Origin of the sequence: Variovorax sp. RA8 (assembly GCF_901827175.1) — a bacterium.
In the GTDB taxonomy this organism is placed as follows: domain Bacteria; phylum Pseudomonadota; class Gammaproteobacteria; order Burkholderiales; family Burkholderiaceae_C; genus Variovorax.
Window position 1 is genome coordinate 3558359 of the sequence record NZ_LR594662.1, and the last position, 22101, is coordinate 3580459.

Annotated in this window: 20 protein-coding genes and 1 tRNA gene; 11 read left to right on the top strand and 10 right to left on the bottom strand. The window is 68.2% G+C overall.

The window, feature by feature from the left end:
- Window positions 1–21 precede the first annotated feature (21 nt).
- The gene (locus E5P3_RS16635; protein WP_162586981.1) at window positions 22–828 is read left to right on the top strand and encodes a PPK2 family polyphosphate kinase; all 807 of its coding nucleotides are present in this window, start codon (window positions 22–24) and stop codon (window positions 826–828) included.
- A 117-nt stretch (window positions 829–945) separates the two neighbouring features.
- Window positions 946–1122: a hypothetical protein gene (locus E5P3_RS16640; RefSeq protein WP_162586982.1), complete on the top strand. Its 177-nt coding sequence runs from the start codon at window positions 946–948 to the stop codon at window positions 1120–1122.
- A gap of 23 nt (window positions 1123–1145) precedes the next feature.
- On the opposite strand, the gene E5P3_RS16645 is transcribed toward E5P3_RS16640, so the two are convergent.
- Window positions 1146–1976 (bottom strand): IclR family transcriptional regulator, encoded by an 831-nt coding sequence (locus E5P3_RS16645; RefSeq protein WP_162586983.1) that lies wholly within the window; start codon window positions 1974–1976, stop codon window positions 1146–1148.
- 251 nt (window positions 1977–2227) lie between these two features.
- On the opposite strand from E5P3_RS16645, the gene E5P3_RS16655 reads away from it, so the two are divergent.
- The 4 genes from E5P3_RS16655 to E5P3_RS16670 all read left to right on the top strand — a co-directional run bounded on the left by E5P3_RS16655 (window position 2228) and on the right by E5P3_RS16670 (window position 5631).
- Window positions 2228–3460 carry an NAD(P)/FAD-dependent oxidoreductase gene (locus E5P3_RS16655; protein ID WP_162586985.1) on the top strand — a complete coding sequence of 411 codons (1233 nt, stop codon included), beginning with the start codon at window positions 2228–2230 and terminating at the stop codon, window positions 3458–3460.
- A gap of 207 nt (window positions 3461–3667) precedes the next feature.
- Window positions 3668–4123, top strand: coding sequence for a hypothetical protein (locus tag E5P3_RS16660; RefSeq protein WP_162586986.1), 456 nt, complete (start codon window positions 3668–3670; stop codon window positions 4121–4123).
- Between the two features lie 97 nt (window positions 4124–4220).
- Window positions 4221–4424, top strand: a complete 204-nt coding sequence (locus tag E5P3_RS16665; protein WP_162586987.1) for a hypothetical protein — start codon at window positions 4221–4223, stop codon at window positions 4422–4424.
- 187 nt (window positions 4425–4611) lie between these two features.
- Window positions 4612–5631: a S1 family peptidase gene (locus tag E5P3_RS16670; protein ID WP_162586988.1), complete on the top strand. Its 1020-nt coding sequence runs from the start codon at window positions 4612–4614 to the stop codon at window positions 5629–5631.
- A gap of 32 nt (window positions 5632–5663) precedes the next feature.
- Here E5P3_RS16670 and E5P3_RS16675 read toward each other — a convergent pair whose 3' ends face one another.
- The 7 genes from E5P3_RS16675 to cysS form a co-directional block, all read right to left on the bottom strand.
- Window positions 5664–5903 (bottom strand): hypothetical protein, encoded by a 240-nt coding sequence (locus E5P3_RS16675; RefSeq protein ID WP_232073164.1) that lies wholly within the window; start codon window positions 5901–5903, stop codon window positions 5664–5666.
- A gap of 238 nt (window positions 5904–6141) precedes the next feature.
- Window positions 6142–6234, bottom strand: a tRNA-Ser gene (locus tag E5P3_RS16680).
- 22 nt (window positions 6235–6256) lie between these two features.
- Complete coding sequence (locus E5P3_RS16685; RefSeq protein WP_162586990.1) at window positions 6257–7525, bottom strand: aspartate kinase; 1269 nt, start codon at window positions 7523–7525, stop codon at window positions 6257–6259.
- 89 nt (window positions 7526–7614) lie between these two features.
- Window positions 7615–8583, bottom strand: a complete 969-nt coding sequence (tilS, locus tag E5P3_RS16690; protein WP_162586991.1) for a tRNA lysidine(34) synthetase TilS — start codon at window positions 8581–8583, stop codon at window positions 7615–7617.
- Between the two features lie 33 nt (window positions 8584–8616).
- Window positions 8617–9597 carry an acetyl-CoA carboxylase carboxyltransferase subunit alpha gene (locus tag E5P3_RS16695; protein WP_162586992.1) on the bottom strand — a complete coding sequence of 327 codons (981 nt, stop codon included), beginning with the start codon at window positions 9595–9597 and terminating at the stop codon, window positions 8617–8619.
- Between the two features lie 15 nt (window positions 9598–9612).
- On the bottom strand, window positions 9613–10269 hold the full coding sequence (locus tag E5P3_RS16700; protein WP_162589717.1) for a DNA-3-methyladenine glycosylase family protein: 657 nt from the start codon (window positions 10267–10269) through the stop codon (window positions 9613–9615).
- 16 nt (window positions 10270–10285) lie between these two features.
- The gene (gene cysS / locus E5P3_RS16705) at window positions 10286–11662 is read right to left on the bottom strand and encodes a cysteine--tRNA ligase (protein WP_162586993.1); all 1377 of its coding nucleotides are present in this window, start codon (window positions 11660–11662) and stop codon (window positions 10286–10288) included.
- Window positions 11663–11854: 192 nt separating this feature from the next.
- On the opposite strand from cysS, the gene E5P3_RS16710 reads away from it, so the two are divergent.
- The 5 genes from E5P3_RS16710 (at window position 11855) to E5P3_RS16730 (ending at window position 15172) form a co-directional block, all read left to right on the top strand.
- A complete protein-coding gene (locus E5P3_RS16710; RefSeq protein WP_162586994.1) occupies window positions 11855–12439 on the top strand; it encodes a tetratricopeptide repeat protein in 585 nt (194 codons plus the stop codon).
- A 65-nt stretch (window positions 12440–12504) separates the two neighbouring features.
- The gene (locus tag E5P3_RS16715; RefSeq protein WP_162586995.1) at window positions 12505–13080 is read left to right on the top strand and encodes a peptidylprolyl isomerase; all 576 of its coding nucleotides are present in this window, start codon (window positions 12505–12507) and stop codon (window positions 13078–13080) included.
- Between the two features lie 21 nt (window positions 13081–13101).
- A complete protein-coding gene (locus E5P3_RS16720; protein ID WP_162586996.1) occupies window positions 13102–13611 on the top strand; it encodes a peptidylprolyl isomerase in 510 nt (169 codons plus the stop codon).
- A 2-nt stretch (window positions 13612–13613) separates the two neighbouring features.
- Window positions 13614–14375 carry a UDP-2,3-diacylglucosamine diphosphatase gene (locus tag E5P3_RS16725; RefSeq protein WP_162586997.1) on the top strand — a complete coding sequence of 254 codons (762 nt, stop codon included), beginning with the start codon at window positions 13614–13616 and terminating at the stop codon, window positions 14373–14375.
- Window positions 14375–15172 (top strand): zinc-dependent peptidase, encoded by a 798-nt coding sequence (locus E5P3_RS16730; RefSeq protein ID WP_162586998.1) that lies wholly within the window; start codon window positions 14375–14377, stop codon window positions 15170–15172. Before E5P3_RS16725 ends, E5P3_RS16730 begins: the two co-directional genes overlap by 1 nt.
- A 24-nt stretch (window positions 15173–15196) precedes the next feature.
- Here E5P3_RS16730 and E5P3_RS16735 read toward each other — a convergent pair whose 3' ends face one another.
- Complete coding sequence (locus E5P3_RS16735; protein WP_162586999.1) at window positions 15197–18034, bottom strand: DUF349 domain-containing protein; 2838 nt, start codon at window positions 18032–18034, stop codon at window positions 15197–15199.
- A gap of 93 nt (window positions 18035–18127) precedes the next feature.
- Window positions 18128–21919 carry a DUF748 domain-containing protein gene (locus tag E5P3_RS16740; RefSeq protein ID WP_162587000.1) on the bottom strand — a complete coding sequence of 1264 codons (3792 nt, stop codon included), beginning with the start codon at window positions 21917–21919 and terminating at the stop codon, window positions 18128–18130.
- Between the last annotated feature and the right edge of the window lie 182 nt (window positions 21920–22101).

The following is a 22101-nucleotide window of genomic DNA, read 5'->3' on the forward strand; positions in this document are numbered from 1 at the left end:
CAACAACCAGGAGTCCTGCGAATGGCCAGCCTCAACAAGTACCGTGTCGGCAGTGGATTCAGCCTCGACAAGATGGACCCCGCCGACTCTGCCTTCCTCGAAGACGACGAAGAGGTCGAGCGCGAACGGCTCGACGCGCTGGCCGGCGAGCTCGACGAGTTGCAGAACCTGCTGCATGCGGAGGGCCGGCGCAAGTTGCTGCTGGTGCTGCAGGGCATGGACACCAGCGGCAAGGACGGCACCATCCGCTGGGTGTTCTCGCGTACCTCGCCGCTGGGCGTGCGCGTAACGGCCTTCAAGGCCCCGAGCGAGGAAGAACGAGCGCGCGATTTCCTGTGGCGCTGCCACGCCAATGTGCCGCGCGCCGGCGAGATCATGGTGTGGAACCGCAGCCACTACGAGGACGTGCTGGTGCCATGGGTCGAAGGCTGGATCGACAAGGCGGAGCTGAAGCGCCGCTATGCGCAGATCCAGGATTTCGAGCGCCTGCTCGTCGAGTCCGGCACGGTGGTCGTCAAGTGCATGCTGCATATCAGCAAGGAGACACAGCGCGAGCGGCTGCAGGAACGCGTCGACGAACCAGGCAAGCGCTGGAAATTTCATCTTGCCGATCTGGACGTGCGCAAGAAGTGGGCGGCCTACCAGCGCGCCTACGATCAGGCGCTGCGCGGCACCTCCACCGACCATGCCCCCTGGCATGTCATCCCTTCCGACAGCAAGCTCAACCGGAACCTGATGGTTGCCCGATTGCTGATCAAGACGATGCGGGGAATGAAACTCGCGGTGCCGCCGGCGGACCCATCGCTGGACGGCCTGGAGGTCAAGTAGGACAGCGCCGCTTTCGACCTTTGGTCCTCCTCCATATGGCGTATTGAGGGGGCGGGATGACGGTGAGAGACTGCGTGGCGCTTGCTTCCGAGCCGCCACCCGTTCCAAGGACCCCAGATGGACGTCTTGACCTTTTCCGAGCTGATGACCGGACTTCTGTCCGTGATCGGCACCGGCATCCTGCTCCTGCTTGCCACCAGCCGCTCACCCAAGCCGCTGCACGACGAGATCGCGCGGAGGGTCGAGCACTCGATCGCGCTCCTCGACACTTGCAAGGACTCCCGCAGCCGCTGACCCGGTGCGGCAGGCGACCCTGCTCAGAGCTCGGCCAGTTCCCGGTTGATCTCCCGCGCCGTCTTCAGCAATTGGGGCACCAGGCGGCGCAGCACCTCCTCCAGTTCCCAGCGCGGTGAAGGCACCGCGATGTTGACGGCACCAATCGGTTCCCCCGAGCGATTGGTCAGGGCCGCCGCGATCGAGATGTCCCCCACGAAGGCTTCCTGGTCGTTCAACGCGTAGCCCAGCTCGCGCGCTCTTGCCAGCGCGGCGCGCAAGCCCGGCAGGTCGGTGACCGTGCGCTTGGTCATCGGTGTGCGCTTGATGGCCGCCAGCATCGCCATGGCCTCGGCTTCATCGAGCTTCGAGAGGATCGCGCGGCCGGCCGCGCTGCAGTATGCCGGCAGCCGCGAGCCGACGTGCAGGTTGACACTCACCGCGTGCAGGCTTGGAAAGCGCACGACGTAGACGATGTCAGGGCCTTCCATCTCCGTCAGGTTCACCGTCTCGCCGGTCTTGCGGTTCAGCGCCTCCAGGTGCGGGCTCGCCTTCTCGCGCAGCCGGTTGGTCGCGAGCACCGTGTGGCCGAACGCCAGCATTCGGCCCGAGAGCGTGAAGGCCCGCGTGAGCGGATGCTGGCGCAGGTAGCCCAGCGCGTGCAGGGTGTGCGTGACCCGCTGCACCGCGCTGCGGTCCAGCTGCGCCAGCGCCGCCAGCTCCGTCAGCGCGACCGCGCGCCCTGCCGCATTGAGCGCCTCAAGCACCTGGAAGGACTTGGCGACGGACGCCATGAAAAGCGGGCTGTCGTGCCCCACGTTCGCCTTGCGCGTTTTGCGCGCGGGGGCGGCTGCGATGGGTCTGGCGTGGGACATGGCGGCCTCGGGAATCGGGAAGCCTCATTATTGCATTCCAATACGCTGTATTGATAAACGATATGGCACGTAATAGAGTCCGCCTTTCGCCTTTCGCCTTTCGCCTTTCATCCGCCAAGCCCCCATGCCGCGCCGCCCCCTCCTGATCACCCCGCTCTCGGTCCTCTGCCTGCCCGGCCTTGCTCGCGCACGGGAAGCCGCCTCGCCTGCGCGGCCGATCCGCTCGGCCAATGGCCGGCGCGCCGGCTCCCATGCCGCCGTCTGAATTGCGGGTCGCCGTGGTCGGCGCCGGCGTGGTCGGCAGCTGCATCGCCCTGGCACTGCGCAAGCGCGGCGCGGCCGTCACGCTGCTCGACCGCGACGAGCCCGGTCGTGGCTGCAGCTACGGCAACTCGGGCGCGATCAGCCCGGGCTCGGTGGCGCCGCTGGCCATGCCGGGCATCCTGTCCTCGGTGCCGCAGATGCTGCTGGACGAAGAGAGCCCGCTGCACCTGCCCCTGTCCTACCTGCCGAAGGCGGCGACCTGGCTGATGCGCTTTGTCGCCTCCGCCCAGCCCTCGCGGGTCGCTCTCTCGGCTGCCAAGCTGGCGGCGCTGCACACGGGCGCCCTCGATCGCCACGAAGCGCTGGCGCGCGAACTCGGCGTGCCCGAGCTCTTCGTGCGCCGCGGCCACCTGCACCTGTACCCCGATGCGCGCGCCCTGGCCAAGGACGCCGCCGGCTGGCGCATGCGCCAGCACTACGGCTACCCGTTCACGCAACTGGACCGCGACGGCATCCTGGCGCTGGAACCGCACGTGGGCGAGCGCTACCGCATCGGGATGTTCCTGGCAGACCACGCCACCATCGTCAATCCCTTCCGGTATGTGCAGGCGATGGTGCGTGCCTTCACCGCGCGCGGCGGCCGGCTGCGGCGAGAGGAGGTGCGCGCGATGACGCCGCTGGAAGGCGGGCGCTGGCGCCTGGCCACGGCGGGCGCTGCCGATGGCGCCGAGGACTGCTTCAACCATGTGGTGGTGGCCGCCGGGGCCTGGTCGCGCCGGCTGCTGGACCCGCTGGGCGTGCACCTGGCGCTGGAGAGCCAGCGCGGCTATCACGTGCAGTTCCAGGGCGGGCGCGGCACGGTCTCGCGCACCGTGGTGCTGGCCGACCGCAAGATCTTCGTGACGCCGATGGAAGAGGGTCTGCGCGTGGGCGGCACGGTGGAGATCGGCGGCCTCGAGCGCCCGCCGGACCCGCGCCGCGGCGCGATCCTGGAGCGCATCGCACGGGAAACCTTCGAAGGGCTCGACGGCCTGCAGGCCACCCAGTGGATGGGCCATCGGCCCTGCATGCCCGACTCGGTGCCGGTCATCGGCCCGGCAGCCGGGCGGCCTGGGTTGTGGCTGGCGGTCGGCCACGGCCACCTGGGCCTGACGGACTCCATCAACACCGCGCAATCCATCGCGAGCGGCATGCTTGGCGCGCGGTCCATCACGCCGTGAACAGGAGAAATGCGATGCGCCCCGATCCAAGCCGAAGTGAAAAGTATCAATGCCGATCGCCGCGACGGTTTCGTGCTCCAGACTCGCTCACCGCAAGCGTCGAGGATTTAACAACGCGGGTGCATTTCTGGCGCCGCGCAGGCGTGCGCTCCCCTGCCAACAACGACACTTCATCGGGTACAACATTGACGACGTGGAGGAGTTGCCATGGAATCACCGGACCTTGAGCCAGTTGAGAAGGCGCGCGCGCTGATCGAAGAAGTCATCGCCGGGCGCAGTCACCTTGCCGCCGCCGTTCCGTACTTCGCCCCGACCGACATCGGTTGCCTGCCGCCCGCGCTGCAGGAGGCGGAATCGCGAATCGAGGAGGAGAACGATTTCGGCAATCGCGTGCGCGCCGCCATTCAGATGAGCCTGGCCGCCGCGGCCGCATCGTTGCGAGTCAGCGAATCGCTGATGCAGGACTTTGCCCAACTGGGGTCCCATGAGCGCCAGAAGGAGCTGGCGCGCTGCGCATGCGAGGCGCAGGCCGCCAGGGACATCACCGGCCATATCGCGGCGATCCTTTCGGGCAAGGAGGCGCCGAAGCTGGATGCGCTGATGGAGATCAAGCGGCTCAAGTCGGCCATCTACGAGCGATTTGGTCGCTGGCCAGGCCGCTGAGGTGGGCCGGTCGGCCCGCCGCTGACTGAGTTGCCGAGGCCCGCGGCACACAGCGAGGCATTGCATGGATTCACGGCGGACGTAGCATGGCGCCAACATGAAAGAAATCCGACTACGTTGGTCCCAGGACATCGCCACCGACGATGAGCAACTCACCGTCGAGGGCGTGCCTGCTCACCACGGCGGCGGAGAATGGCGCGCCGACACGCCGGAGAACCGCCAGGCACTCGAGCAAGCCGCGAAGGCCGGCGACGAAAGCTATGGCGCAGGCACGCACTGGATCGAGGAGCGCGAAGCCTGATCCTGCGAGCGCGTGCCGTGCGGCTCTGCGGCGTACACTGCGTCGTACCGGCATGGCGCCAAGGAGGAGGTCCCGCCCTCCATCATTTGTGCTGCACCTGATCGTCGCCCAGCCCTTGGCGGGGTCCGCGGCAGCTCCTGTCTCGAGAACGCGGCTGGACCGCGTTTCTTTTTGGAAGGTGCACGCGATGAAGAACCTGCAGGATGCCAGCGAGCGCATCTGCGAACTCAAGGGAAGCCTCATCGCCATCGATGCCCTCCTCCCCGCGCTCCTGGAGGCACTGCCGGTCGCCTCCCACGCTCAACTGGTGCGCTCGTTCGAAGCGCATGCCGAGGCCGCGCGCACGGTGATGCAGCCTGTCGCGCTCTCCGAGCAGGTCCTTGCCACCTTCGAGCGCGAGATTGCGCGCCTGCGCGCCGTGCTCGCAGGAACCGCGCCGCCGGCGCCGCGCAGTGACACCGAGGCGGCGCTCCTGACCACGACGCGCGTCAGCACCTTCCTGGGGCCGTGCTCCCTGTCGGGCGCCAGCGGTTTTTTCTTTCGCCGCAATGAGCGGCTGTTCCTCGTCACCAGCCGGCATGTACTTGCCGATGAAACGAGCAGCCACTTCCCCGATCGGATCGAGGTCGAGGTACATACCGACGAACTCGACCTGACGCGCTACGCGGCAGTCTCGGTGCCGCTGTATCGCCAGGGCCTGAGCCAATGGCGGCAGGCCGCCGACAGCGGCGGCGACGTGGATGTGGCCGCCATCGAGATCGACGTCGGCAGCTTGCCCGACTCCAGCATCCTGCACGCATTCGGGCCCGAGCACCTCGAGCCCTCCGGCGACCTTGCCGAGGTCGGCGACGCGCTGGTCATCGTCGGCTTCCCGCTGGGCTTTCATGACACGGTGCACCATCTACCCGTGGTGCGAAGCGCATCCATTGCCTCGGCCTTCGGCGTGCGCTTCCAGCAGCAGGGCTATTTTCTGACCGACGCCCGCACCCATCGAGGCAGCAGCGGCGCCCCGGTGCTGCGGCGCAGCCATGATCCGGACGCGGACCGGTCGCGACTACCCTGGCAACTGCTGGGGGTGCACTCCACGCGCATGGACATGCGCACGCGTGACCTCGTGCAGGACGAATCGCTCGGCCTCAACTGCGCCTGGTACGCGGACGTGCTCATGGCCTTGACCGAGCCCGCTGCGGCCGCGATGGAAGTCTGAACCGCTCACACGATTCGTCGCGCAGCAGCCTCCTAGAGCGAGCTTGCGTTCGCCGCCTCGGCCTCCTTGAACCGTCCCAACGCCCTGTGCCCCCGAGGGGTGATCGAATGAACGGTGGCCCAGACGGCGCGGCAGCTTTCTCGCCACTTGGGCAGCGTCGCCGTCACCATCCCGGCAGACTGGAGCCTCGCCACCTTCTCGATGTCGGCCAGGCCGGTGATGCATACCGGCAAGGCGCTCACGCCCAGCATGCGAAGCAGATGCATCGGCATCGCTCCTCCTTGGACGTCGAACTGAAAGGTCATTGGAGGTCTCGCAAGGCAGGCGCCTCTGGGTCAGCCGAGGCGCGGTGCTGGCGTCGGAAGCGGGTCAGGGCGCTTGGGACGGCGTGAGGCCAGTATGGCCCTATTCCGTCGTCGCGGGTACTTTGCACGCGCAGCCCGGTCGCGATGCCGCCGCGCGATTCGGACGGGCACAAAAAAGCCCCGTCTGGCGGGGCTTTGGGAGTCCTGGCGGAAACGGAGGGATTCGAACCCTCGATGAGGCTCTACACCCCATACTCCCTTAGCAGGGGAGCACCTTCGGCCACTCGGTCACGTTTCCAGGAAGCCGCAATTATGCCAGCTTAAGCGGGCGGTTGATCGAGATCGAAGGCCTTGTGCAGGGCTCGCACGGCGAGTTCCATGTACTTTTCGTCGATCACGACCGAGGTCTTGATCTCGCTGGTGGAGATCATCTGGATGTTGATGCCCTCCTCGCTCAACACGCGGAACATCTTGCTGGCCACGCCCACGTGGCTGCGCATGCCGATGCCGACGATGCTGACCTTGCAGATCTTGGTGTCGCCGACGATGTCGCTCGCACCCAGCGTGGGCAGCACCTTTTCCTTGAGCAGGTCGACGGTCTTGGCGTAGTCGTTGCGATGCACCGTGAAGCTGAAGTCGGTGCGCCCGTCCTTGCTCAGGTTCTGGATGATGACGTCGACCTCGACGTTGGCATCGGCCACGGCGCCGAGGATGTGGTACGCGATGCCCGGCTTGTCGGGCACGCCGATCACGGAGATCTTGGCTTCGTCGCGGTTGAACGCAATGCCGGATACGACGGCTTGTTCCATGTTTTCGTCTTCCTCGAATGTGATCAGGGTGCCCGAGCGGGCCTCTTCCTTGATGTCGATGTCCCAGGGCGTGAAGCTCGACAGCACACGCAGGGGCACCCGGTACTTGCCGGCGAACTCGACCGAGCGGATCTGCAGCACCTTGGAGCCGAGGCTAGCCATCTCCAGCATTTCCTCGAAGCTCACCGTGGTCAGGCGACGCGCGTCCGGCTCGACGCGCGGGTCCGTGGTGTAGACGCCGTCGACGTCGGTGTAGATGAGGCACTCGTGCGCCTTCATCGCCGCCGCGATCGCGACGGCCGAGGTGTCGCTGCCGCCGCGGCCCAGCGTCGTGATGTTGCCGGCGTCATCGACGCCCTGGAAGCCGGTGATGACCACCACCTTGCCGGCATCGAGGTCGGCGCGCACGCGCTCGTCGTCGATGCTCTCGATGCGGGCCTTTGTGAAGGCGCTGTCGGTCCTCACCTGCACCTGCCAGCCGGCGTAGCTGACGGCCTGCACGCCCTCGGCCTGCAGCGCGATCGCCAGCAGTGCGGACGAGGCCTGCTCGCCGGTGGCGGCCAGCATGTCGAGTTCGCGGTTGTGGTCGTCGTCGACCTTGCTGGGGGCCAGCTCTTTGGCGAGGCCGAGCAGGCGGTTGGTCTCGCCGCTCATGGCGCTCGGGACCACGACCATCTGGTGGCCGGCGCGCGCCCACTTGGCGACGCGCTTGGCAACATTCCTGATGCGCTCTGTCGAGCCCATCGACGTGCCGCCGTATTTGTGAACGATCAATGCCATGGGTGAAGTCAAGGAGAAGGATTCGGATACCTGCCGCAATGCCGGCGTCCGGGGCCTTGTCGTATGCCCGTATGCCCGGGTTGTCTGTTTCAGCGCAAGGCTGCAGGCTGCGACGGAGGCCGGGCATTGTACCAACGCAGGAAGTCGCCCTCGCGCTGCACGTAACCGTCCGCAACCTTGAGTCGGATGCGGTGGCCGCGGGTGCTGCAGGCCTCGATCTGGTCGAGCAGCTGTTCGAGCTGGGCCTCGCTGGGCACGGCATCGTGCTCGCGCTTGAGCCAATGGCGCAGCACATTGGCAAGCCGCTCGCGCGGCAAGACACGCAAGGCGGCCAGGGCGGGTGGCGATCCTGCTGCAGCGAAGTCCGAAGCGGCGACCTCGGCCAGCAGCCGCGAGGCCCTGGCGGCGTTGCGGGCGGAGCGCGCGAAGGTCTCGCGGAACTGCGGCAGCGTCGCAGCGAGCGCCGGCAGCAGCTGCAGCCGAATCCGATTGCGCGTGTAGCGCAAGTCGGCGTTGCTGGGGTCGTCGACGTGGCCGATGCCGGTGCGGGCGATCCATTCGCGCAGCGCGACCGCCTGCACCTCCAGCAGCGGCCGATGGAAATTCACGCCATGCCGCTGCATCTGGCGCGGCATGCCGGCCAGTCCGTCGAGGCCGGCGCCGCGACCAAGCGCGATGAGCATGGTCTCGACCTGGTCGTCGGCATGCTGGGCCAGCGCGACATCGCCCAGCCCGTGCGCCCGCGCCAGCGCCGCCAGCGTGACATAGCGCGCGCGCCGCGCCGCATCTTCAGGACTCTCGCCGGGCGCATGCCGAGCGTCGACGCGGCCCACGCGCAGGGGCACGCCCAAGGCCTCGCAGGTCGCGAGGCAATGTGCTTCGAAATCGTCGGCCGCCGCCTGCAGGCCATGATGCACGTGCAGTGCCTGCACCTGGCCCGGCCAGAGGCCGGCGGCCGCATGCAGCAAGGCAGTGGAATCGGCACCTCCGCTGTAGGCGATGCCCAGCGGCAGGGGCACCGCCCAGGACGCGAGCGCGAGGGCGGCGGGATTCTCCATCGGTCATGCGGCAGCCCTTCTGTGGGCCGCGGATTACTTGGTGCTCTCGGCCTTGGTATCGGCGAAGCGCCCGTAGCTCTGCAAGCGCTCGTAGCGGCGCTCGAGCAGTTCCTTGGGCCGCAGATCGGCGACCTGGCGGAAGGCATCGTTGAGCGCGCGCTTGAGGAAGGCAGCCATCTGCCGGTGGTCGCGGTGCGCACCGCCGACCGGCTCGTTGACGATCTTGTCGACCAGGCCCAGCGCCTTGAGCCGGTGCGCGGTGATGCCCAACGCGTCGGCTGCTTCCTGGGCCTTGTCGCTGGTCTTCCAGAGAATGGAGGCACAGCCTTCGGGGCTGATCACCGAGTAGACCGAGTACTGCAGCATCAGCACCTGGTCGCCGACCGAGATGGCCAGCGCGCCGCCGGAGCCGCCCTCGCCGATGATGGTGACGATCACCGGCACCTCGAGCTGCGCCATCTCGAAGATATTGCGGCCGATGGCTTCGGACTGGCCGCGCTCCTCGGCATCGATGCCCGGGTAGGCGCCCGGTGTGTCGACGAAGGTGAAGACCGGCAGCTTGAACTTCTCGGCCGTCTTCATGAGCCGCAGTGCCTTGCGGTAGCCCTCGGGCTTGCTCATGCCGAAGTTGCGCGCGGTACGCTCCTTGGTGTCGCGGCCCTTCTGGTGACCCAGCACCATGCAGGGGGTCCCGTTGAAGCGCGCGAGGCCACCCACGATGGAGAGGTCGTCCGCGAAGTGGCGGTCGCCATGGAGCTCGACGAAATCGGTGAAGATCTCGTGGACGTAGTCCAGCGTGTAGGGGCGCTCGGGATGCCGGGCGATCTTGGTGATCTGCCACGGCGTCAGGTCGCTGTAGATTTCCTTGGTGAGCTGCAGGCTCTTCTTGCCGAGCTGGTCAATCTCTTCCGAGATGTCGACCGCCGATTCGGTCTGCACATAGCGCAGCTCTTCGATCTTGGATTCGAGCTCCGCGACGGGCTGCTCGAAGTCGAGAAAGGTTCGTTTCGCCAACGTCTTCTCCTCTTGTCAGTATGCGACCACCGGCAGGGGGTCGAGCGATCGCCAAATATACCAAGTCGCGACGCTGCAGTAAGGGGCCCAGGCGACGGCCACCTCGCGCGCGTCGCTGCGGCTGACCGGATCGCCCGAGAAATAGCTGCGGCTGATGCCCGTGATCAGCCCGGCGTCGTCAAGCGGAAGGACGTTGGGGCGCATCAAGTGGAAGATGAGGAACATCTCGGCAGTCCAGCGGCCGATGCCGCGGATAGCGACCAGCTCCGCGATGATCATCTCGTCGGACATGTCTTCCCAGGCATCGACGTGCACGGTGCCGGAATCGAAGTTCAGGGCCAGGTCGACCAGGTACTCGACCTTGCGCACCGACAGGCCGGCAGCGCGCATGTCGTCGACCTTGAGCTTGAGCACGTTCGCCGGTGTCATCTTGCGCGGCAGTGCGGCGAAGCGGTCCCACACCGATTGGGCGGCCTTCACCGAGATCTGCTGGCCCACGATGCTGCGCGCCAGCGTGGTGAAGGCGTCGCCGTGCGACTCCAGGCAGGCGTCGCCGAACTGCGGGATCAGCCGCTTCATGACCCGGTCCTTCCGGGCCAGGTGCTTGCAGGCCTCTTCCCAGTAGGGCGGCGTGTGGATGTCGATGATGGGGGACTTCTTGGCGGCAGGCATTATGGTGCTCATGCCCTCACTTGACGGTGGTCCAGGTGGTGCCGGTCGGCGAATCCTTGAGCACGATGCCCTGCGCCAGCAGTTCGCTGCGGATGCGATCGGCCTCGGCGAAGTTCTTCGCCGCCTTGGCCTCGGCACGGCGCGCGATCAACGCCTGGATCGAGGCATCGTCGAGGGCGCTGCCGGCCTGCAGGAAGGCCTCGGGGTCGCCCTGCAGCAGACCGAGGCAGGCGCCCAGCGCCTTCAGCAAGCCGGCGGCCTGCGCCGACTTCGTCCGGTTCACCTCCCCAGCCAGGTCGAAAAGCACGGCCACGGCCTCGGGCGTGCCGAAGTCCTCGTCCATCGCGGCCTTGAAGCGTGCCGCATGCGGCTCGGCCCAGTCGATCGCGACCTCGGCCGGCGCCACCAGGTGCAGCGCCGTGTAGAGCCGCTTGAGCGAGGCGCGCGCATCGTCCAAGTGCACATCGCTGTAGTTGAGCGGGCTGCGGTAGTGCGCGCGCACGACGAAGAAGCGGATCGTCTCGGCATCGAACTGCTTCAGGACGTCACGGATGAGGAAGAAGTTGCCCAGGCTCTTGGACATCTTCTCGTCGTCGATGTTGATGAAGCCGTTGTGCATCCAGGTGCGGGCCAGCGGCTTGCCTGTCGCGCCCTCGCTCTGCGCGATCTCGTTCTCGTGGTGCGGGAATTGCAGGTCCATGCCGCCGCCGTGGATGTCGACAGTCTCGCCGAGCAACTGGCAGGCCATCGCCGAGCATTCGATGTGCCAGCCGGGCCGGCCAGGGCCGAACTGGCTGGCCCACTTGACCTCCTCGGGCTCCGTGGGCTTGGCACTCTTCCACAGCACCGGGTCGAGCGGGTCCTCCTTGCCGTCCAGCACGGCCACGCGCTCGCCGGCATGCAGCTCGTCCAGCGACTTTCCGCTGAGCTTGCCGTAGCCCGGGAACTTGCGCACCGCGTAGTTGACGTCGCCATTGCTCGAGCGGTAAGCCAGGCCCTTCTGCTCCAGCGTGGCGATCATCGACAGCATCTGCGGCACGTACTCGGTGGCGCGCGGCTCGTGCGTGGGCCGCTCGATACCCAGGGCGTCGGCGTCCTCGTGCAACGCCCGGATCATGCGGTCGGTGAGCGTGCGGATGCTCTCGCCGTTCTCGACCGCACGCCGGATGATCTTGTCGTCGATGTCCGTGATGTTGCGCACGTACTCGACCACGAAGCCCGAGACCTTGAGCCAGCGCTGCACCACGTCGAAGGCCACCATCGAACGCGCATGACCGAGGTGGCAGTAGTCGTACACCGTCATTCCGCACACGTACATGCGCACCCGACCGGGTTGCAGAGGAGAAAAATCCTCCAGTTCACGCGACAGCGTGTTGTAGATGCGAAGGCTCATGAGACAGGGGAATGCCGGATTCGCCCGCGCGACATGGCGAGCGACAGAGATTTTTTCAGGGGTGAGGATGCTATGGCAACGAGGGGATGAACGGAGCCCCTCGGCTACAATCCCGCGTCAGTATAAACGGCCGGTTCCGTTATTTTCCCGGGTGTTTTCGAGGCCCGCGTTCCTCCCCATCTCTCGAGGCTCATGAAGCACGCCGCTGCCCCCTCCCCCTCCTTCATCCCGCGCTTCCTGTCGGTTGTCCTGCTCGCCTTTGCCGCCGCCGCGGCATACGCCGACGACTACCTCGACGTCAACACCCTGCTGCGCCAGGGCAAGGCTGCCGAGGCGCTGACCAAGGCCGATGCCTACATCGCCGGCAAGCCGCGCGACCCGCAGATGCGCTTCCTGCGCGGCGTGATCCTGACCGAACAGGGCAAGCAGGCCGAGGCAATCACGGCCTTCACGCAACTCACCCAGGACTTCCCCGAACTTCCCGAGCCCTACAACAACCTGGCCGCGCTCTACGCCAGCCAGAGCCAGTTCGACAAGGCGCGCGCGGCGCTCGAGATGGCGATCAAGCTCAATCCGAACTACGCCACCGCGCACGAGAACCTGGGTGACGTCTATGCGCGCCTCGCCGGCCAGTCCTATGGCCGCGCGCAGCAGCTCGAGACGGGCAACACCAGCATCGCACCCAAGCTCGCGCTGATCCGACAGCTGTTCAGCGCGCCGGGCCGCGGTTCGTTGCCGGCCGCCCCGGCCGAAGCCCGCAAGCCGGTGCGCCGCTAGCCCGCTGCCCGTCCGCGGCGCTGCCCGGGGTTCGTCGTCTTCTTCAGCCCGTCCTACTCTTCACCATGCACATCCTTTCCCGTCGCACGGCACTGATCCTCGTCTCGACGCTGAGCCTGGCAGGCGCCGGCTGGGCGCAACAAGCTGCGCCTCGCGTCAAGCTCGCCACTTCGGCCGGCGACATCGTGGTCGAGCTCGCGCCCGACAAGGCGCCCAAAACGGTCGAGAACTTCCTGCAGTACGTGCGGGACAAGCACTACGACGGCACGGTGTTCCACCGCGTGATCGACGGGTTCATGATCCAGGGCGGCGGCTTCACGTCCGAGCTGAAGCAGAAGCCCACGCGCGCCCCCGTCCCGCTGGAGGCAAGCAACGGCCTGAAGAACGACAAGTACACGATCGCGATGGCGCGCACCTCCAACCCCAATTCGGCGACCTCGCAGTTCTTCATCAACGTGAAGGACAACGCGATGCTCAACGCCCCCAATCCCGACGGCCACGGCTACACCGTTTTCGGCAAGGTGGTCGCGGGCACCGAGGTGGTCGACAAAATCCGCGCCGTGCGCACGGGCAACAAGGGCGGCATGCAGGACGTGCCGCTCGAAAGCGTCACCATTGAATCCGCCACCGTGGCGAAGTAAGCCAATCAACAAGGAGCCCTCATGAGCAACCCCCAAGTCGAACTGCACATCAAGGACCAAGGCGTCATCACGCTCGAACTGGACCAGGACAAGGCGCCCAAGACGGTCGAGAATTTCCTCGCCTACGTGACCAAGGGCCACTATGACAACACGGTGTTCCACCGCGTCATCCCGGGCTTCATGGTGCAAGGCGGCGGCTTCGAGCCGGGCATGTCGCAGAAGCCGACGGGCGCCGAGATCCAGAACGAGGCCGACAACGGCCTGAAGAACGACAACTACACGGTGGCGATGGCCCGCACCAACGCTCCGCACTCGGCCACGGCGCAGTTCTTCATCAACGTAGCCGACAACGGTTTCCTCAACCACACCGCGCCTTCCGCACAAGGCTGGGGCTATGCAGTGTTCGGCAAGGTGGTCGGCGGCAAGGAAGTGGTCGACAAGATCAAGGCGGTGAAGACCGGCCGCAAGGGCTTCCACGACGACGTGCCGCTGGAAGACGTGGTCATCGAGAAAGCTGTCGTCAAAGGCTGAAGATGACCGCTTTCGCCGAGCTCGTGGCTCCTGCGGCGTGGCGCACGGTCGACCTGATTTCCGACCTCCACCTGCAGTCCTCGGACCCGGCGACCTTCGAGGCGTGGCACGGCTACCTGCAGACCACGCCGGCGGACGCGATCTTCATCCTCGGCGATCTGTTCGAGGTCTGGGTCGGCGACGACGCGGCCGCCGAGCCCGGCTTCGAGGCGCAATGCGCGGAGGTGCTGCGCGAAGCCGGCGCGCGCCGGCCGCTGTTCTTCATGCACGGCAACCGCGACTTCCTGCTCGGCCCCGCCTTCGCGGCGCAATGCGGCATGCAGTTGCTCGACGACCCGACGGTGCTGGCCCTGCATGGCAGGCGCTGGCTGCTGAGCCACGGCGATCTTCTCTGCCTTGAAGACACCGAGTACCTGCGCTTCCGCGCCGAAGTGCGCGCCCCGGCCTGGCAAGGCACCTTCCTCGCGCGCCCGCTGGCGCAGCGCCGCGCCCTCGCGCGCTCGATGCGCGCGCAAAGCGAAGATCGCAAGCGCAGCCCCGGCATGGTCTGGGCCGATGTCGATGCCGACGCCGCGCGCGCCTGGCTGCGGCAGGCCGGCGCGACGACGCTGATCCACGGGCATACCCATCGGCCGGCGACCCACGCGCTCGGCGACGGCCTCAAGCGCATCGTGCTGAGCGACTGGGACCTGAAGGCGCACCCGGCGCGCGCGCAGCTGCTGTGCCTGTCGAGCGCGGGCCCGCAACGCGTCGACCTGCGCTGATGTTCGATTGGCTGCGTGGGCTGCGGACCCCGCCTCCTATTCCCGATGCAGCCTGGCAGGCCACGCTGCTGCGCTACCCCTTTCTGGCCGACCGCGCCGGACGCGATGTGGAGCGCCTGCGCCGCCTGGCGGCGGAGTTCCTGCGCGACAAGGAATTCCATGGCGCCCATGGCTTCGCCATCACCGACGAGGTCGCGCTCGCCGTGGCGGCGCAGGCTGTGCTGCCGGTGCTGCACCTGCCCGGTGGCCTGCGCTGGTACGACGATTTCGTCGGCATCGTGATCCACCCTTCCGAGGCGGTGGCGCGGCGCAAGACCGTCGACGAGACCGGTGTCGTCCACGAGTACGACGAGATCCTGGCCGGCGAGGCGATGGACCGGGGCCCGGTGATGCTGAGCTGGCAGGACGTGCTGGCAGGCAGCGTCACGCAGGACGCGGGCTACAACGTCGTGATCCACGAATTCGCCCACAAGATCGACATGAAGAGCGGCGAGGCCGACGGCTGCCCGCAGCTGCCGGCCGGCTTCGCAGGCACGTCGACAGCGCGCGATGCGCGACTCGCCTGGTTCGCGGTGCTGCAGCCGGCCTACGACGACTTCCGTGAGAGGACCATCGTCGCCGAGCGCTTCGGCGGCCAGGCGCCGTGGCTCGATGCCTACGGCGCCACGTCGCCAGGCGAGTTCTTTGCCGTGGCCTGCGAGGCCTATTTCGTGAACCGCGCGAAGCTGGCGTCCGAATTCGCCGGCCTGGTCGCGCTGTTCGACGAGTTCTTCAGGCGCCCGGCCTCGGCGGCGTGACCACCAGGCGCAGGCGCCCTGCCCTCACTTGCGCAGCAGCGCCTTGAGCGCGTTCTGCAGGCGGCGCGCCGAGGCCGCGTCGTGCGCGGCGGCGAGCACCGTGCCGGCATCCTGCCCCCAGGTCTGCGCCGGCGCGGGATCGCCGCGCCGCGTCAACAGCTTCAGCTGCAGGGCGCGACGCGCCTCGAGCTGATCGGCCGGCGTCGGCACCTCTGCCGCCATCTCCAGCCGCAGCAGGGCCTCGGCGGCGGCATCGGGCTTGGCCGAGGGGCTGGAGGCCAGGGCCTGGGTCCACTGCCCGCGCACCGCAGGCGTGACGACACGGCCCAGTTCCTGCACGCTGGGCAGCTTCGAGGCATCGCGCTGCTCCCACGCCCCCAGCACCTGGGTCAGTGCCTCGCCGTGTGCCTGGGCGGCAAGCTTGCGCAAGGCCTGATCGGCACGCTCCAGCGCCTCGCGCTGAGCACGGAAGGCGGCATCGCCGAGGCGCGGGCCACGCTCCTCGCGCGGCGGACGGTCGCCGAAGCGGCCGGCGCCCGGGCCGCGGTCGCCGGGGCGCGACGGTCGCTCGTTGGCGCGGCCGGGTGGGCCGCCACGGCCATCGCGGCGATCGCCGCCGAAGCGGCTGTTGCCTCCGCGTCCCGCAGGCAGGGCTTCGGCCTTCCTGTTGCCGGGCCGGTCGTCACCGCGCACCGCGATCACGGGCTTGGGCGCCGGCTTGGGCGGCGCCGCGAGCGCCGGCGCGGCCCCTGCCTCGGCCTCGGCCTCGCCGGCGTCGGCACGGGCCGACACATCGGCGCCGTCGGCCGGCGCCACCAGGTCGGGCGTCGGCGCCGCGACTTCGTCGGCGGCCGACGGGGGCGAAGCCTCGGCATCGCCCGAGGCGGGCGCCTGCTCGGCACTTTCGCCGAACTCGGCCGCCGCCTGGCCCGGCGCCACCACCTCGGTCGCGCCCACGGACGGGCCGTCCGCAGCCGCGGGCTTGTCGGCGGCCGCGGGCTTGGGCGCGGGCGGTGCCTCGCCGCGCAAGGCGGCTTCGAGCTGGGCCACGGCAGCACGGATCTTCTGGGCATCCCCCGTGGCGTTCGCGGCTTCCAATGCCTTCGAGGCGTCGAGCACGTAGCGGTCGTGCTCGCTCAACGCGGCCGCCGCCTTCTCGCGCTCGGCGCTCTTGCGGTTGAAGGCCTCGTCGATCGGGGCGCGGAAGGCGTCCCAGAGCTTCTGTTCCTGCCGGCGGTCCAGCGGCACGGTCTGCGCCTCGGCCTGCCAGCGCTGCTGCAGGGCCTTGACGGCATCGATGCGTAGCATCGGCGCGGCGCCGAGCTCGGCGGCCTCGGCGATCATGCCCTGGCGACGCTCGATGCTGGCCTTCTGCGCGGCCTCGAAAGGCCCACGCGCGGCACCGAAGGCCTCGTTCCACTGAGGCTGGAGCTCGGCGAATACCTTCTCGCCCACATGGCCTGCGTCGCGCCAGCGATCGGCGAACTGGTGCAGCGCGCGGTTCCAGGACTTGAGGTCGGTGTTGCCGGCCTGCGCCTCGGCCCAGGCCTTCACCTCCTCGATCAGCGCCAGGCGCTGAGCACGGTGCTCGGCCGCATCGGCGCGCACCTTCTCGAGCCAGGCCTCGACGACCTTGTGGGCTTCGTTGCAGGCCTCGTCGAAGCGCTTCCACAGCGCATGGTTCGGCACGCCGCCCTGGTCGGCCTGCTTCCATTGCTCGCGCAGGCTGCGCAGCGTCTCCTGCATCTTGCGGCCGCCCAGGGCCTGGCCCTCGGGGCGCTTGAGCAGTGCCTCGGCCTTGGCCACCAGCTCCTCGCGCACCTTGTCGGCGCTCCAGCGCTGCCAGCCTTCGAGCTCGCCGGCGGCCACCAGGGCCGCATGCACGCGGGCTTCCAGGGCCGCGTCGACCATCTTGCCGTGCTCCTTGAGCACCGCGCGCAGCGCTGCCGCAGCGCCGGCGCTGGCCTTGCCGTGGCCTTCGGCGGTTTCCTGCTCGAGCTTGGCGAGCGCAGCCTCCACGGCCGCCTGGGCCGCGGCCCGCTTCTCGGGATCGACCTTCGGCGCCGGCGGCTTCTGGACGGCGGGCGCTGCCTCGGGCGCACCGCCGCGCGCGACGCGCAGCTCGTCGGCCCACACCGGCACGGGCGGCAGGGGCGCTGCCGCATCCTCGGCGGCGGCCACGGTCTGCGCGAGCGCCTGGTGGAACGCATCGGATACCACCAGCAGTTGTGCCCTGGACGATTCCAGCTGCGGCGCGAACTTGGCATCCAGGCTGTTCCAGTTGGAGTCGGCCGCGATCTCGTCGGCCTGCTGCTGCCAATGCGCCACATCGGCGCGCAGGGATTCTTCGGCAGCCTGGGCATCGCGCCAGCCCTTGGTCGACAGCACCTCGAAGCGCTGCGCCAGCAGCACGGCCGCTTCGCGGTGCACCTGGGCACGGTGCTGCAGGTCCTCGATGCCCTTCACACGCTCGGCGAGACGGGCCTTGAAACTCGCCAGCGGCTCGCGCGACAAGGGGGCGCCGGCCTTGGCGGCATCGCGCTGCCAGGCCAGCGCATCGGCGATGTTGAGCTTGGCCTGGGCCAGCAGCGCTTCCGCCTTCTGGGCCCATTCGGCGGCGATGGCTTCCTGGCCGCGGGCACGCTTGAGCTCGTCGAGCTTCTCGCGCAGGAGGCGCGCGGCGCCCTTGTCGCGGCCGCTCAGTTCCTTGAACACCTCCTGCATCTGCTCGGGCGCCGGATTGCCAGCCAGCCAGTCGCGGATGCGCTGCGCACGCTCCCCCGAGGTCGGTGCAGTAAAGGCGCCGCCCGTCATCGTGTCGAGGGACTGGAGGTCGTGGGGCTTGGTCGATGTTGAAGTCACTGCGCGAATAAAACCTGATCTGTAGAGGAAAAGCGAAGGCGCCGGCATTTGCCGGCGCATTCCGCCATTTTCGCCGACTTGCGGCGCGTGGGGTCAGCGGGTGGCGAGATTCAGTTCCGCACCGGGTTTCCAGTTGGCATCGCCGGCCCGGGTGCGCACCGCGCCGAGAAACAGCCGCTCGCTCGGCAGCTTCTGGGCCAGCAGGTAGTCGCGCACCGCGGCGCCGCGCTCGACGGCGAGTTGGCGTATCGACTCCTCGTCGACCGGGATACTGGCCATCAGCAGGTCTTCCATCTCCTGGGTCGGGACGTCCTTGGCCAGGCCGATCATGTTGCGGGGCTTGGTCTTGAGGTCTGCGCGCTTGTACACGGAGGCCAGCAGCTCGGGGTACTCCGCGTCGGTGACCGGCGCCACATCGGCCGCATTCTGGTTGCCACGCACTGCCGCTCGGCGCTTCTCGGCCTGGGCGAGCTGGCGCAGACGCTGGCGCTGATACGCCTCGCGCTCCTGCTCGAGACTGGCGGTGCCCACCACCGTCATGCGCAGCGCAGGCCGGTCGATGAGCGCCTTGGCGACCTTGTCCAGGCTCTGCTTCGCCTCGGCCGAGAGCGCCGCGCTGCCGGGCGCGAAGGCAATGGTGCTCGAATCCCCGCCGCCCCCACCGAGGCCGCCCGTCAGCAGCGCGAAGGGCGCGGTCGCGGCCTTGACGATCAGGTTGACGATCGCCTTCAGGATGAGGGGCCCGAGGCTGAACTGCGGATCGTTGAGCGACCCGCTGATCGGGAAGTCGATGTCGATCACGCCGTTGCGGTCGGCCAGCAGGGCAACCGCGAGCCGCACCGGCAGGCTGTTGGGCGCACCCTGCACCTCGTCGCCGAACTGCAGCTGGTTCAGCACCAGCTTGTTGGTGGCGGTGAGCTGGCCCTCCGGCGTGATCTTGTAGTTCACCTCCATGCTGAGCTTGCCGCGCTCGATGCCGTGGCCGGCGTAACGCACCGAATAGGGCGACAGCGGCGGCAGATCGAGCTCGCGCATCTTCGCCGTGACGTCGAGCTCCAGCGGCTTGGCCAGCGGGTTGAGCTTGCCGGTGATCTCCAGCGAAGCCGTCTGCTGGGCCTTGCCGCGCAGCTCGAGGTCTGCCAGCGCCGGCTTGTCGCCCTGCGGCTTGGACGAAAAGGCGCTGAGCTTGCCGGTCAGCTCGCTGAGGTCGGCCGAATAGTTGGGCTTGACGAATAGGTCGCTGAAGTCGATGCGCCCGTTGACCAGGTTGATCGGCCCGAAATTGATGACCGGCGCGGGACCAGTACTCTCTGCCTCCGGTGCCCTCGACGTCGTGGCGGGAGCCGCGGCAGGGAGCGGCGTGGGCTCACCCCCGACCATCGCCTCCGCGGACGCCGGGGCGCCGCGGGCGGGCGCGGCCGGCGTCCTGGCGATCGTGGTCGTGGTGGTGCCGCCGAGGCTGCGCCGCGTGCTGGCCTCGCCGGCCGGCAATGGCTGCCCGGGCTTCCTGGTCAGGTCCTGCAGGTTGAGGCGGCCGTTCGGATCGATGATCACACGGGCGAAGAAGTCGGTCAGCGCGGTTTCGCGCACGTCCACCGCCAGCGGCGCCTTGGGCACCAGGTTGACCTGCAGTCCCCGCAGGCTCAGGGTCTTCCAGCTCAGCAACTGGTTGCTGCGATTGGCCAGGCCGGCCGACTGCGTCAGCGTCGCGCTGTTGGCGCGAAAGTCGTCCAGCGTCGTGTCGCCGGCCAGCTTCACGCTCATGCCGGCAGGCGCGGCGGTGTATTTGACCGTGCCGCGGTAGCTGGCAAAGGCGCGGCGGATGTCGATATTGAGCGCGTCCGCGTAGTACGCCTTGAAAGCATGCGCCGGGATGGAGGCCACTTCCAGCCGGCCCTCGGCCGCCAGCGGCTTCAGAACCACCGTGCCCTTGTATTCGAAGCGCCCGGGCTCCGCGCGGCCGGCGGCGATGCGCCCGGACAGCTGCAGCGGCGAGGCGGCGGCGGAGTTGGGCGCTATCTTCTGCGCGTTGAGCTTCAGGGCGCTGATCTCGAAGGCGACCGGCGTCGCGTCGGCCTTGTCCGAATAGGACAGCACGCCGTTGTCGACCGCCACGGTGCCGATGGACAGCTCCCACGGCTTGGCGTCGGCACCGGCTGCCTTCGGATCCTTGGGCGCGGCGACCTTGGCTTCCGTGCCGGCGGTCTGGCTGCCGCCGGGCGGGGCCTTGAGCCAGCGCTCGAACATCCAGCGCTTCTCTTTGTCGCGCTCGACCAAGACCTTGGGGCTGCTGGCGCTGAACGAGGCGATGTTCAGCGTGTGCTTCGTCATGTCGACTTCGGCATCGACCAGCTCGAAACGTCCCACGCTGGCCAGCGCGGTCTTGGCCTGTGTCAACGCCAGCCCGTCGAGGGCAACGCGGCCTGCCTTGAACTTGAGCTCAGGCTGGTTCCAGGCGACATCGATCTTGCCGCTCAGCTTGCCGTCGAGCGTGGGCTCCAGGCTCTGCGCCAGGTACGGCGCAGCCAGCGACAGCGGCAAGGCCTCGACCTCGGCCTGCACCTTCGCGACCTTGTCGGTCGCCTCGCCGCCGAACTTGAGCGCGGCACCGCCCACGGCGGTGGAGCCGTTGAAGACGGCCGGCTTCTCCATCGGCCAGACAATGGCGCTGGCATCGACCTGGAGCTGCTTCATGTCGATCGCCGCCGCCGGCTGGACGCTCTGGTCCCGCCACCCGATCTCGCCGCCGGACAGCGCCAGCTTGTCGACTTGCACGCGCCAGCCCGGCCCCGCCGCTGCGGGCTTGGCGCCGGCCTCGCCGTTCGGCGGACCGCCGGGCGACGGCGCCTTCTCGGCCGTCCCGGCGGGCTGGCCGGCAGGCAGCAGGTTGAGCCGGCCGGCCGCATCGCGGGCCACCACCAGCTGCGGCGCGGCCAGCGCCACCTCGCTCAGGTGCACCACCCGCTCCAGCGGCCGCACATCGGCCAGCGCCAGTTTGAGGGTATCGAAGCGAAGCAGGTCGCGCGCTTTCGCGTCCGCCAGCCGGATGCTGTGCGCCGCCACGGTCCCGGTGATCTTCAGGCCGGTCGTGGTCGTCTGCGCGAAATCGATCTTCAGGTCCGCGTCCAGCTTGCCTGCCTGCAGGGCGACCGGCAAGCCGCCGGGGATATACCCGAGGTACGGCGCCAGGTCCAGGTCCTTGAAATTGATCTGCGCGTCGGTCTTGCGGTCATCGGCGAAGGGCGTGCTCAAGGCGGCCGAATCGAACGCGCTGCCGTTGAGCACGAAGGCCAGCTTGGGCTCGGTCTTGATCTCGCGCTGCGAAGGCAGGTTGCTCAGGAGCGGCACCTTGAGCACGAAGTTGCGCAGCTCATGCTTGCGCTTGATCGTCTGGTCGTCGAAGTCGACCGACCCGTTGGTGATGGCGATGTTGTAGACCGCGAAGCGTGGCGGCTCGCTTTTTGGCGCCTCCGGGGCGCTGGCCAGCTTGGCGAGGATGTCGTCGATGTCGTACTTGCCATCGGCCTGGTGCGTCAGCAGGACGGCGGGAGCGTCGATGGTGACGGCGTCGATCACCGGGGCCAGCCGCAGGATCGACTGCAGTTCGGCATCGGCATAGATGCGACCCACTGCGAGTTGCGACCGGCTGCCGTCGGCTGTCGCGATTCGCAGGTCGTCGAGCGCGAGCTCGAGGGTCCAAGGCTTGAAGTCGATCTTGCCGACAGTCACCTGGCGCCCCAGCTTTTCGCTGGCGATCTTCTGGATCTGGCTCTTGGCAATCGGCGGCACGGCCAGCCAGGCGACGAGCCAGAATACGAACAGCACCAGCAGGGCCAGCACCGCTCGCCGCACCCACTTGTTTTGTTTCAGCGAAGCAGCATTCATCGGACGGCGAGTGTGCCCCAAACCGATGGAGCTTCCCAGAAACAAGAAAGCCCGGACGCCGGACATAACGTCTGGCCTCCGGGCTCGATGGCGGGCGCCACGCCCATGCCATCTTTTCGCTCGACCGGAAGTTGGATTGTTCCGGTCTGCTGGCGGCAAGAGATTGCCACCATGGGGCCTCA

Coding starts and splice junctions, on each gene's coding strand:
- E5P3_RS16710 (WP_162586994.1), top strand. CDS start 11,855: ATGAAGCACGCCGCTGCCCCCTCCCCCTCCTTCATCCCGCGCTTCCTG.
- E5P3_RS16645 (WP_162586983.1), bottom strand. CDS start 1,976: ATGTCCCACGCCAGACCCATCGCAGCCGCCCCCGCGCGCAAAACGCGC.
- E5P3_RS16670 (WP_162586988.1), top strand. CDS start 4,612: ATGAAGAACCTGCAGGATGCCAGCGAGCGCATCTGCGAACTCAAGGGA.
- E5P3_RS16725 (WP_162586997.1), top strand. CDS start 13,614: ATGACCGCTTTCGCCGAGCTCGTGGCTCCTGCGGCGTGGCGCACGGTC.
- E5P3_RS16635 (WP_162586981.1), top strand. CDS start 22: ATGGCCAGCCTCAACAAGTACCGTGTCGGCAGTGGATTCAGCCTCGAC.
- E5P3_RS16700 (WP_162589717.1), bottom strand. CDS start 10,269: ATGCCTGCCGCCAAGAAGTCCCCCATCATCGACATCCACACGCCGCCC.
- E5P3_RS16675 (WP_232073164.1), bottom strand. CDS start 5,903: ATGCCGATGCATCTGCTTCGCATGCTGGGCGTGAGCGCCTTGCCGGTA.
- tilS (WP_162586991.1), bottom strand. CDS start 8,583: ATGGAGAATCCCGCCGCCCTCGCGCTCGCGTCCTGGGCGGTGCCCCTG.
- E5P3_RS16655 (WP_162586985.1), top strand. CDS start 2,228: ATGCCGCCGTCTGAATTGCGGGTCGCCGTGGTCGGCGCCGGCGTGGTC.
- E5P3_RS16720 (WP_162586996.1), top strand. CDS start 13,102: ATGAGCAACCCCCAAGTCGAACTGCACATCAAGGACCAAGGCGTCATC.
- E5P3_RS16730 (WP_162586998.1), top strand. CDS start 14,375: ATGTTCGATTGGCTGCGTGGGCTGCGGACCCCGCCTCCTATTCCCGAT.
- E5P3_RS16640 (WP_162586982.1), top strand. CDS start 946: ATGGACGTCTTGACCTTTTCCGAGCTGATGACCGGACTTCTGTCCGTG.
- E5P3_RS16715 (WP_162586995.1), top strand. CDS start 12,505: ATGCACATCCTTTCCCGTCGCACGGCACTGATCCTCGTCTCGACGCTG.
- cysS (WP_162586993.1), bottom strand. CDS start 11,662: ATGAGCCTTCGCATCTACAACACGCTGTCGCGTGAACTGGAGGATTTT.
- E5P3_RS16685 (WP_162586990.1), bottom strand. CDS start 7,525: ATGGCATTGATCGTTCACAAATACGGCGGCACGTCGATGGGCTCGACA.
- E5P3_RS16665 (WP_162586987.1), top strand. CDS start 4,221: ATGAAAGAAATCCGACTACGTTGGTCCCAGGACATCGCCACCGACGAT.
- E5P3_RS16740 (WP_162587000.1), bottom strand. CDS start 21,919: ATGAATGCTGCTTCGCTGAAACAAAACAAGTGGGTGCGGCGAGCGGTG.
- E5P3_RS16660 (WP_162586986.1), top strand. CDS start 3,668: ATGGAATCACCGGACCTTGAGCCAGTTGAGAAGGCGCGCGCGCTGATC.